General features: G+C 57.3%; 9 protein-coding genes. 8 read left to right on the plus strand and 1 reads right to left on the minus strand.

The annotated features are described in order from the left end of the window. The first annotated feature begins 198 nt into the window (after nucleotides 1-198). From IHE46_RS06240 to IHE46_RS06255, 4 genes are all read left to right on the plus strand, one after another. Nucleotides 199-891 (plus strand): hypothetical protein, encoded by a 693-nt coding sequence (locus IHE46_RS06240; RefSeq protein ID WP_192163724.1) that lies wholly within the window; start codon nucleotides 199-201, stop codon nucleotides 889-891. Then, the gene (locus IHE46_RS06245) at nucleotides 888-2,861 is read left to right on the plus strand and encodes a hypothetical protein (protein WP_192163725.1); all 1,974 of its coding nucleotides are present in this window, start codon (nucleotides 888-890) and stop codon (nucleotides 2,859-2,861) included. The genes IHE46_RS06240 and IHE46_RS06245 overlap by 4 nt, the downstream gene beginning before the upstream one ends. Before the next feature lie 10 nt (nucleotides 2,862-2,871). Beyond that, nucleotides 2,872-3,897 carry an ATP-binding protein gene (locus IHE46_RS06250; RefSeq protein ID WP_192163726.1) on the plus strand — a complete coding sequence of 342 codons (1,026 nt, stop codon included), beginning with the start codon at nucleotides 2,872-2,874 and terminating at the stop codon, nucleotides 3,895-3,897. Between the two features lie 620 nt (nucleotides 3,898-4,517). Then, nucleotides 4,518-5,285 (plus strand): hypothetical protein, encoded by a 768-nt coding sequence (locus IHE46_RS06255; RefSeq protein ID WP_192163727.1) that lies wholly within the window; start codon nucleotides 4,518-4,520, stop codon nucleotides 5,283-5,285. A 288-nt stretch (nucleotides 5,286-5,573) separates the two neighbouring features. On the opposite strand, the gene IHE46_RS06260 is transcribed toward IHE46_RS06255, so the two are convergent. Continuing rightward, nucleotides 5,574-5,933 (minus strand): hypothetical protein, encoded by a 360-nt coding sequence (locus IHE46_RS06260; protein WP_192163728.1) that lies wholly within the window; start codon nucleotides 5,931-5,933, stop codon nucleotides 5,574-5,576. An 82-nt stretch (nucleotides 5,934-6,015) separates the two neighbouring features. Here IHE46_RS06260 and IHE46_RS06265 point away from each other — a divergent pair, with 82 nt between their 5' ends. The 4 genes from IHE46_RS06265 to IHE46_RS06280 form a co-directional block, all read left to right on the plus strand. Continuing rightward, complete coding sequence (locus IHE46_RS06265) at nucleotides 6,016-6,240, plus strand: helix-turn-helix transcriptional regulator (RefSeq protein ID WP_192163729.1); 225 nt, start codon at nucleotides 6,016-6,018, stop codon at nucleotides 6,238-6,240. A 17-nt stretch (nucleotides 6,241-6,257) separates the two neighbouring features. Beyond that, a complete protein-coding gene (locus IHE46_RS06270) occupies nucleotides 6,258-6,998 on the plus strand; it encodes an enhanced serine sensitivity protein SseB C-terminal domain-containing protein (RefSeq protein WP_192163730.1) in 741 nt (246 codons plus the stop codon). A 664-nt stretch (nucleotides 6,999-7,662) separates the two neighbouring features. Then, a complete protein-coding gene (locus IHE46_RS06275; protein WP_192163731.1) occupies nucleotides 7,663-8,298 on the plus strand; it encodes a hypothetical protein in 636 nt (211 codons plus the stop codon). A gap of 235 nt (nucleotides 8,299-8,533) precedes the next feature. Further along, nucleotides 8,534-10,995 (plus strand): RHS repeat domain-containing protein (locus IHE46_RS06280; RefSeq protein ID WP_192163732.1); only part of this gene is annotated, 2,462 nt, incomplete at its 3' end.

The following is a 10,995-nucleotide window of genomic DNA, read 5'->3' on the forward strand; positions in this document are numbered from 1 at the left end:
GCGACAAATTATCGAGTAGGCGCAATGGCAAATAAATAGCCCGGGGCCAAAGGCGCCCGGGCTGCATGCTGGAAAACTCTGGCGGAGTTCCACGTGCGACCCTAAGACAGCATATTTATGCTGTCAAGTGGCTTGTATTCCTTGGAGGGGAATGCGGCCGTGATGGGAATGCCTTGCGCCTTCTGGTGGAGGTGCAACGTGACCACTGCAAAAGTACCGTCGCTCGTCACCAAACGACGGCGAAATCTACTTAAGCAACCCGCAGCGAAAAGTGACCCACGGAAAGAAAACCTGTGGGCGGTCCGCGCGTTCGACGGCACCAGGATCGTCCTGGCGAGTGACCTCGCGCTGGAACACTTTTTCTTCGCCGAAGGGGACCCGACGGTCGCCACCGTGCAGTATCCGACTGAGCAAGCGCCCGAGGCGCTTGAGTGTGATGGCGTCAATTTCGACGCACTTGTGACCTACCGCGATGGCAATAGGGAGTGCCGGCATGTTCGAGCTAAACCATTAAACCTTTCATCGCCACGACATGCGGAGCGCTTGAAGTCCTACCAAACTGCGGCAACGCACCTTGGGGCCGCGTACGTCGAAGTCACCGTGTCAGAGCTAGACACGGCGAAGCAGCGAATACGCAATTGGGCGCGTCTGATAGCGGCATATCGAAGATGCTCCCATCGCCCGCTTGAAGTACTTGAAAAGCTCTTGGCAGCGCACCTCACGAGTGCAGGTGAAACAACGTTCCAAGAGGTGCTTACGTGGATCCCAGAGGAACCCAATGCGCTAAAAGTTGCTGCGATAGCGCGGCTGCTTCGGAGGCGTTTGATTGCCAGTGACCTTGACGAGGCGACCTTATCCCTGCACACCCGGCTCTGGATGGCGCTGTCATGAGCCGGAAGTTCACTCGTAAGACGCTACCGCGCGAGCTTGCTGCTTGCAACCAATGGCCTACACCCGATATTAGCCAGCTGCTCAAGGACGAGCAGCTTCGCTTTGCGAAGTACAAGGAGATGATCGAGGCCTATCTGGGCGGCGCGAAGGTGGCGGAGAGGCTGTCTGCCTACGGAATCGCTTACGCCGACCTCCTCCGCCAACTCAATCGATGTGTGGCGCATGACAAATCGGGCCATCTGATTGGGTGGCACGCTTTGTTACCGTATCAGCGTGTCAAGACCTACGAGCGGATGGCACCGCTGCGCCAGAGGGAGATCTGTTCGAAAGGCGGATACACAGGTGCACTGGGAAAGTTGTTCGCCCTTAACCCAGACATCCAGGCGAAGCTCGATAAATATCTGTTGACCGGAAAACGGGATGGAGCTGCGCCTGAATCACGAGTCACTCCGGCAGCGGCTCACTCTTACTTTTTGGCACTTTGCGGCGATCACGGAATATGCAGCCCGTCGTGGCCCTTTTCGGTCGACAGCAGAGGCAAAACCTCGCTCTGGCGATACACGAGCCGATTCTGGGACGAACATTACGACGAGATTGCGGTGGCCCAGTACGGGCAAAAGGCAAAGGCCAAATCGAACACAGGCACCGGACGCCCATCGCGGCTACAGGCGAACCTTCCATTCGATGTGGTCGAACTTGATGAGCACTCGGTCCATTTCATCGGCTGCATCGGTGTCCCCACGTGCAAGGGGATCAAGTGGGTGCCTCTTAGACGCTTGTCGATCATTGTCTTGGCCGATCGTCATTCCCGCGCGATCTTGTCGTATGGAGTCATTATTCGCCAGGAGCCGACCGATCAGGACATTTTGTCAGTAGTCGCGCGAGCACTAAGCCCGTGGCAAGCACGGGAGATGGCAGTGCCAGGGTTTGAACTAAAGACCGCGACAGGCATGCCCTCTGCGCTCATCTCCGAACTTGCCCATTGCGGCTTTAACTTGTTGTTGGTGGACAACCATCTGTCTCATCTTGCCGAGGCTGTCTTGACTCGGCTGATTGACATGGCAGGGTGCGCGGTCAATTACGGGCAGACGGGCCACTTCGAACGTCGCCCTCACATTGAAGGAATATTCCACAGGCTAGAAGAGCTTGGGTTCGTACGCCTTCCATCGACCACGGGTACTGACTCGCAAGATGAACGTCGTCGCGACGCAGAAGATGCAGCCACCAAGCATTGCATCACGTTAGATGCGATGCTCGATCTCATCGAGGCGCTCATCGCCGATTACAACGCTCGACCTGGTGCTGGAAACTTCTCTTCCAGCCCGTTGGATCAGCTGCGCTCGGATCTTGGGGATTCGGACCTTGGCTTCATGCCACCGTGGGTACCACCTCGTCTTGCTCACGAACCTGCCCTGGACACGACGATTGAAACAGGAAGGGTTGGAGGCAATCGCACAAAGGGAGTCAGACCGCATATTTATCTCGACCGTGTTCGATACACGAACCATGTCCTGTCGTCGCGCTGGGATCTCCTCGGCAAAACGGTCGTGAAGCATATTCGAGAGGACAACATCCAGTCCTTCATCGCCTACACCGACAAAGGTGAGTGCCTTGGGGAAGTCCACGCATTGGGCAACTGGGGATTGGAACCGCACTCTCGGGCAGTGCGCAGGGAAATCAACAAAATGCTCGATTCTGGTGCAATCACGGAGATCCGCGGTGAGTCGCCGGTGACCACACTGCTGACCCTACTCGGGCGAAAAGTGGCCGCAAAAGCACTCAAGGGAAAGCCCAAGATCAGTCGCGACGCCCAAGTCCTCGCAGAGGAGGAGCGACGAGGTAACACGACGGTGTCTGAGTTGGACACAGCGGACACCACAGCCGCCCGTGCGCCCTTGCCACGAGAGGCCTCTGAGGAAGCAAAACGCCGTGCGCTGACCCCGATGCACACATTCAAGGCCATCAATTGAGGAGCATGTGATGAAATTGAACGATCCAGGGCTATTGAATATTCTTAGTCAACGCGAAAATCAGGACTTTTGGGATAGCCATCCGGTTGTTTGTGCGGGTGCGGTGCTTCCAACCGGACCCATAGGGGCGGCTATTCCTCTGGTCATTGAGCAGGCGCGCTTGCAGCGCGGAAGTGTAGCCTTTTGGGCGCGCCCATTCACTGGTAAATCGTCCTTCGTTCGTGCACTGAAACCTGTGCTGCGCAAGCGCTTTCCGGGATGTGGCATCGTTGTCCACGAGGCCAAGTCCAACGACGTGATTGCGGAAGGTTCGTTTATTGCCGACATGCTGCTTTCGGTGGACTACCAGGGCAAGGTTCCGCGTGATCTTCCGGGAAAAAGAAATCAGATCCGCCGCGCTCTATTTGCGCTTGGGGCCGAGCGTCGCCATGTGATCTGCATCATTGATGAAGCCCAAGAACTGGACGTGCAAGAACTCATTTGGCTCAAGGAGCAGGCCAATTGGCTGACCGAGAAGGGCTACAAAGTTACCACCGTGCTGATTGGTCAGCAGGAATTGCTCGACCTTCGAGACCAGGTGCTTTCTAACGGGCGTTCTGACTTGGTCAAGCGCTTCTTTCTGCACACCTTCGAATTTGAGCTCATCAAGAAATCACCAGACCTAGAGCCCTTCCTGGCAGGGTGCGACGAAGATTCGGAATATCCGGAAGGAAGTGGATGGAGCTACACGCAGACGTTGTGGCCAACGGCCTTTGCTTCAGGTTTCCGCCTTGGCAACGAAGTCGGTCGCTTTTGGTTTGCTTTTTCGGCCGTATCGCCACTGGCGAGAGGCGAGCAAGGCATATCCATGGATTATGTCGCTGGGGCGCTTTCGCAGCTGGCTAACATGACACGCGAACGGGATGGAGAGCACTTTAGGCCAACTTCAAGCGACTGGGCCAAGGCTATCGAACTAGCGGGTTACGCCGAGCGCGCGCCATTGGTGCGCGTCCAGGAAGCGAGGCTGAGAGAGCTGAAAAAGGTCGCCGAGGCGTGATTAGTTGGCATCCGCGATTTACTTCGCCGTATGAGTCGCCTTGGTGCGTCGCACAGAAACTTGCATGGCTCAATGCCAGCGATCTCCCGGACGCACTTACTAGCATTGCCGGCCGTAAGGTGAGGGCAAGCCCCCCCTCAGCCATTCGCAATTTCAATGATCTACGTTGGTGGAACGCGTTGTTGGGATCGAAGGCATCGGCGGAAGAGGGAAGCGACCTCTTCACAGCAGGATGTGCGGTCTTCGGGAGCGAGGCAGTCCAGCGGCTCGTTTCGATCGCTGCGCCTCTCTTTGCAGATCAATTGCGACTATGCATGCCATGCATCCGGTCAGGCTACCACTCCGTCGTGCATCAGCTCGCTGGACTCGCTCGGTGTCCGATTCACGATGCGCCCATGCAGGACAATTGCACGCACTGCCATCGTCCCTTGGGGCCTTACGTCGTGGGCGGCCACAAGGGTTTTCGGTGTGGACATTGCGGTGCGCCATTCCTTCGAAAAGATGACTTGCGACTGCCGAGCAAGCGTGCTGCGACGGTTCAACGCACGGCATTGGATCCCTTGGTAGCTTGGATCGAGCGTGCGCTGCCACAACTGCAACATCCTTGGGGAAGGCAGGTCATGTTCGGCCGCTGGAAGGATGGGACTATGCAGGCCGTCAGTCTAAGGGCAGCCATGCTTCCTCTTCTGACTCAGATTGAGCCGTGTCCTCTCAATTCGAATTACCTCGTGGATCCCGTTCCGCAACTTGCGATTCGGACGGTTCCCTCGCCACTGACACCGTCGACCGACGATACGTGGTTCGTCTACGAGCAAGCGGCTCGCAATGTATCGCGTGTAGATCGGTGGCTGCGGGCAAAAGTAGTGGGGGAGCATTTCTATTGCTATGAACATGGGGCACGCCGTCTATGGGGGGATCGAGAGTATTTATCCTTTCATCCCGAGTTTTGCAGGCATGGTTATGCGTTTTCACTGTGGTGCGGTCGGGCCTACAGCTGGTTGAAGTGGGTCAAAGAGATCGCCGATGGTTCACTGAAGCAGAAATTGAGCATCGACATGAGAATGCTGCGGAGGCAACTACTCAGTTCATATCACTTCGCGTTCAACGGCATTGAACTGCTGTGCGAGATGGACGCGCAGGACGATGCGCCTCTATTTGACGCAGCTTGGTCCAGCGGTTGTTTGGAGCGTAACTTCGACGCCTGGACTATGTTGCATGACAGTGGGGCCAACACTTACCGCCTGAGACCCTGCAACGTAGCCTTCGTCGCGCGGCCCCTGTTGCCAGAGCCGTTTTGTGACCATGGCGAAATGATGAGAGACCTCTGGGCAAACCGGCGTCGCATGTCCGAGATGGCCGAGATGAGGCGCGCATCGTCGCACCCTTGATGAGCGAAGCCGCGGGTCTATACCAGGTTTGACCGAGCTGATAGCTTGCCTTGGGTCACTTGCAACCAGTCGACTGTGCGCGACCGGCACGTCGCGCCGAAGGCTGCCGGGTAACGTTCATCAAGCAAACTGGGGGCCTGCACCGACGCTTTGCAGAGGTACGGCCAGTAGAGCCATCAGCGATGGCTTCCTTCGGTGCTGGCAGTACTAAGGCAGAGGAGCCGTGCTGTCAGCGCACTCACAAGGCCACCAACAACGCCAGTACATGCAGGGCCAGCGCTTTCGGGGTCAAGGTTGTCTGTCGCTGCGTTCGATGCTTTCGCGGTAAGCGTCAAACGCTGGGATGTTGTTTCGGATGAAATCCGCCATCGTCCCTCGGAACGCATAGGCCTCCATGGGAACATCGATGTCCAGCGCTTTGCAGATTCGGTCCGCAAGCGCCCACTGGCGCCCGGTGGGTGGCAGTAAGTCACGATCCACGAGCTGATATAGAGCGACCGCCATCCAGCCACCCATCTCCCACGTCAGCCGAGAATGGCTGCCGGCATCGAAGTGGCGCCCCAACTGAACACGAAACGCTTCCTCCAACGTCCACGGGATCTGCAGATCCAGGGAAGCATCCGTTTCCGGGTCGTGGATGCGAAGCATGAGGTGTATCCGCAATGATACTTATAGATAGTCTACCTTTAAGGTGGTAGAGTGAAAAGTAGAGCCGACCTAGCGTGTCGGCATGACGAAACCAACCCCACTGGCGGTTCAGCTTGGACGGGCGCTGCGAGCGCACCGGCAAGCGACCAAGCTCAGCCAAGACGACTTCGCGGACCGTATAAAGATGCATCGGGCTTACTACTCAGCCATCGAACGCGGCGAAAAGAACATCACCCTGGTGACGTTGCACAGGATCGCCGACGGGTTCGGCGTCAGCATGAGTAAGTTGCTTGCGGACTTGGGTTAGTTGTCATCGACCGTCCGATGCGCAAAGTAGCCGGATCACCGCTTGACGCCTTGATTGACGCGGCAAGGGCGGTGTCAACGCCTGCAGAATCCGCAGCTGCCGAACAGGCGTTCTTCAACGCGCTCTTGGACGCCACCGTGTATGCGCACGTCCCCACGGAGCCTGCACCACCTGATCGCATCCGATTCATGCAGTTCGTAAGGCCCGACAATGGCCAGACGGTGCTGCCGTTTTTCAGTGATCAGGAGCAAGCCTCGGTGGCGGCGGCAGGGCAGGCCGCGATCGTAGCCATGTCCGGGCGCCGCCTCTTTGAGCTGACTCGAGGGGCTACGTTGATGCTCAACCCCAATCGTGACCATCTGACGCTCTATCCGCCCGAGATTGGTGCTCTCCTGGAAGGGCGCCCACTGGGCGTCTTTTCGCATGAAACGGTAAAAGCGGGAGAGAAGGTCGGGCTGTGTCCGCCATCCGTGCCGACGGATGCCTTGGTGTTGGCACTCCGAAGTCTGTTTGAACGTGAACCCTCGGTACGTGCCGGCTACCTGGTCGAAGTGCATCGTGGAGCAGACTATTCGGACGTTCTCTTGCTACTTACCTTGGTGGTAACGAAGGGGAACGTCGAGCGTATGGTGCAGCTCACTTCGATGGCGCTGAGATCCGCGACGCCGCCGCCGCTCCCCGTGACGATGTCCTGTGTTCTACCTGATGAGCCACTGCCCGAGCTGTGTCATCACGGCATCCAGTTCTACGGAACTTGAGCGACTTGGTGCAGTGGCAGGAGTCTTTCGGATGGTGATATTAAATTAATATTTTTCCACTTTCGCCATATTAAAACGCGGGCCAAGGTGCCCTAGGCGCGATCTTGAGGCGGGTCGAGATCGCGATTAGGGCGCGTTATCGCGGGCACAGAAGGCTAGGTCTTCGTCAAGGGACACTGTAAGGAGCGGCCGAATCCGCAGCCAAAGCGAAGCAAGAGTGTGTCTCCCACTTGGCGGCACTCGCGACGAAAGCAGCAGCGCCGCTGAAGTTGACCACTTAGACCAATAGATCCTTACCAAGCCGACGACACCTTGATCAGCGTTACTACGTCCGGTTTCGTCCGCTTTGAGTCCAAAAGCGGACGCCAACACAGGTGACAAACACCTCATTGCGACGAAACATTTCCGGTGATGCATCGACCCCTCGGGTGTCAGCAACTGAGGATTGAGAAGGGCGTTTGTCGAATTTCACCGCGTTTTCCACCCCAAAGTCTGAGTATCAATGACTGTGGTGATCCTGTAGAAGCAGGCAGCGTTTGCTAAGGCTGGCGTCGTATCCCCCTTGTTCTGATGGCCGCCCCTCTCGATGAAGAGGTGGCACAGTGCTTGCTGGGTCAGCCATGCATCTGGACCCTTTTTATTGATCTTTTTGTGGAGAAGAACCATGTTCGGCCAGCGCTTTCTCGTTATTTATTCCGGAGTACTCACGGTAACATTTGCAGTGTCGATATTGACTGGATTCTCAAAGAGTCAAGTCGCTACGTTCGACGAAATTAATGTCCATCGCATCAACGTGCGTGAGCCGGACGGCACGCTCAGGATGGTCATCGCAGACAGCGCGAAATTGCCTGGCGTCATCGTCAAGGGCAAAGAACAGCCCAAGGTTGACCGGCCGCAAGCGGGAATGATTTTTTTCAACGACGAAGGCTCTGAAAACGGCGGCCTGATCTTTGGAGGAAAGCGTGATGCCAACGGAGACGTCGTGGACTCGGGAGGAAGCTTGTCGTTCGATCGCTACAACGCGAACCAAGTGGTGCAACTTCTGGGCGTCGACGACAAGGAAAACAGCATGGCGGGAATGGCTGTATCGGACAGCAAGGAAAATGGCCACGGCTACCGCCGCATCTGGGTAGGACGTTCCGCAGATGGGTCAGCCTTGCTGTCGATGATGGATGCTGCCGGCAACGAACGGATTCAGATGAAAGTGGCTTCCAAAGGTGCTGCCGAGATTGATTTCCTTGATGCCGACGGCAAGGTGGTAAAGACCATCCAGGGCGACGATGCATTACCGAAGCACTGATGCATTGGAACGTCCGCTTCCGACCCGATGATTTCGATATGAAGATCGGGATGGTCCGGAAGCAGTTTTGAGAGTACTTGCTGCAGAAGCCGCGCACCTCGTCGCAAGAATCTGCTTGTTGACACAAAGGTCCGAGCGGGAGTAGTCGTAGAAGGATGCCACGCGCAACGCGAGGCCTGAAGGGGACAATGCGATGCGTGCATGTTGGCAAGGGAACTGCCTGTGGGCAGCCGCGATGCTGGTGCTGTCGGTCGGGTGTCATGCCCAGTCCACGTCGGCGACTCCCGATCAGGAATATCAGAAACTCATCCACGTCGATCAAAACATTGAACCTTTGGGCGAGCATCCCTTCGGCGAAAGCATCAACCTGTACGACGGAAGTCTCTCGTTCAACGTCACTGACGTCACCTTGCGTGGAAATGGGCCGACCATCACGTTAGGTCGAACCGCCGAATCTTTTGAATGGATTCCGCAGGGCTCCGTTGGTCCTCAACTCCCGTTCGGCAATTGGGAGTTGGATATTCCCCGTATCGAAACGCTCGCCGGATCGGGCGGAGCCATAGCAAGTAGCGCCATCTGGCAAACAGGACTCGGAGGAACCACGCCTACGGAAGGTACAACACAGCGCTGTACAACTTTTACTGAGCCTCCGGGCATTGCTTCCTCACTCAGTGAAGGAGGCTGGGTACCGGATGAATGGTGGTACGGGTACAACCTGTTGGTGCCCAGTGAAGGCAAGCAACAGCTGATGCCTCGCTACTCCGCGAATTCGCTTTCGCCGACCATCAGCGGGATGAGTTTTTCCATTGTCACCAAGAACAACTGGATGATCGGCTGCGGAGTGACGGCCGATGACGGTGGCGAAGGCTTCCTGGCCATTGCACCCGACGGTACCCGTTATACCTTCGCTCATCTTCTCTATCGTCCGTACTTTCCGATCATTGGTGCGGGTGGTCCGCTCCCCCCTGATGGTACGCAAGTCGCGACATCGAGCACTCAAGCACAGGGTGCCGTCACAGCACAACACGCTACGCCCATGGTGGGCTCCCCTGGGGGCATTGGCATCTTGGCTCGTCGAGATGCGTTGATGTATGTCACACAGATTCAGGACCGCTTCGGCAACACGCTGACCTACCACTACGATCCCAGTACGGGGTATCTCACCAGCGTTACGGCGAGCGACGGGCGAGAGGTGGATGTCACCTACGTCTCAGGGACGCCGTACATCCAAACAATTACGGCCAAGGCGACGAATGTCGCGTCACGTACGTGGACGTATAACTACGACTCGACGACAGCCGCTATACCTAACTTGACCGGCGTGCAGTTACCCGATGGGAGTGCGTGGTCCTATCAACTGCCCATTGGACCGGAGAACCTTTATTTCAGGAACAGCAACTGTTCGGCCAACTTGATGCCGGTGGTTGGTGACTTCTCGACCCCGACGACCCCCGGCACCCTGTCAGGGACGACCACTGGCACCGTAACTACCCCCTCCGGACTTACAGGGACGTTCGGCGTCGCGTTGAAACTGAGTGGCCGTTCGTACACACCCAAATCGTGTTACGGGAGCGAAAACGGGACGATGCCAATCTCCCTTTATCCGGAGTGGTACGTCCAGGACGCCATTACGAGCGAGGTGCTATCGGGTGCGGGGATGCCCACGCAGACCTGGACTTATAGTTACTCGCCGGCGAATGTGAGTTGGAGCAACGACGCCTGCGCGACGAGTGGTACCTGCACGACCACAGTCACTACTGATGTCACTGATCCCGACGGCAACGCCACCATCTACACTTACAGCAACCGCTTCGACGCCACGGAAGGCCAATTGTTGCGCACGGATTACTACAGTGGCGCAGCGGGTGGCACACCGCTGCGCTCGGTCGTTAACACCTACGCCAATGCGTCGGGCGGACCCTGGCCAAGCGTCTATGGCATCGATCTGGTCTACCGCGGCAATTATTTTCAATCAGAGCAATTATCGCCATTAAGCCAACGCACGATCACGCAGGACGGCCAGACCTTTACGTGGCAGACGACGGCGTTCGACGCCTACGCGCAGCCGACCACGGTGACGCGCTCTAACAACATCGTGGGGCAGTCCTCGATCGAGGAAACCACCGTCTACCTCAACGATACGAACACATGGGTGCTAGGCCTGCCGCAAACCATAACCAACGTGGGTACGGGCGAAGTGGAGGTGAGCAACACCTACAACAGCCTGGACGAACTGACTGCACGCGCCCGCTTCGGCGAGACGCTGATGAACTACACGTGGAATAGCGCGGGTCAGCTGGCCAGTTTTGAAGACGGCGACAGCCACACCACCACGCTGGGGAGTTACTACCGCGGCATCCCTGAGTCGATCGGCTACCCGGACAGCACCAGCGAGACCCTCGCCGTCGACGACCTCGGCCAGATCACCTCGATCACCGACCAGTCCGGCCACACCACCGGCTACAGCTACGACTCGGTCGGTCGGATCGCGCAGATCACCTATCCCTACGACAGCAGCATCGACAGTGCGCAGTGGACGCCCAAGGTCTTCACCTACGCCTACGTGACCAGCGCGGAGCGCGGCGTTGCCGCCGGCCATTGGCGACGCACCACCACCCAAGGGAGTTCGACCGACACCACGTACTTCGACGCAGACCTGCGTCCGGTGCTCGATGACATCTCCAACGGCAGCACGGA

This window comes from Rhodanobacter sp. DHG33, from assembly GCF_014843005.1.
In the GTDB taxonomy this organism is placed as follows: Bacteria; Pseudomonadota; Gammaproteobacteria; order Xanthomonadales; family Rhodanobacteraceae; genus Rhodanobacter_A.

Coding starts and splice junctions, on each gene's coding strand:
- IHE46_RS06255 (WP_192163727.1), top strand. CDS start 4,518: ATGTTCGGCCGCTGGAAGGATGGGACTATGCAGGCCGTCAGTCTAAGG.
- IHE46_RS06245 (WP_192163725.1), top strand. CDS start 888: ATGAGCCGGAAGTTCACTCGTAAGACGCTACCGCGCGAGCTTGCTGCT.
- IHE46_RS06250 (WP_192163726.1), top strand. CDS start 2,872: ATGAAATTGAACGATCCAGGGCTATTGAATATTCTTAGTCAACGCGAA.
- IHE46_RS06265 (WP_192163729.1), top strand. CDS start 6,016: ATGACGAAACCAACCCCACTGGCGGTTCAGCTTGGACGGGCGCTGCGA.
- IHE46_RS06275 (WP_192163731.1), top strand. CDS start 7,663: ATGTTCGGCCAGCGCTTTCTCGTTATTTATTCCGGAGTACTCACGGTA.
- IHE46_RS06270 (WP_192163730.1), top strand. CDS start 6,258: ATGCGCAAAGTAGCCGGATCACCGCTTGACGCCTTGATTGACGCGGCA.
- IHE46_RS06260 (WP_192163728.1), bottom strand. CDS start 5,933: ATGCTTCGCATCCACGACCCGGAAACGGATGCTTCCCTGGATCTGCAG.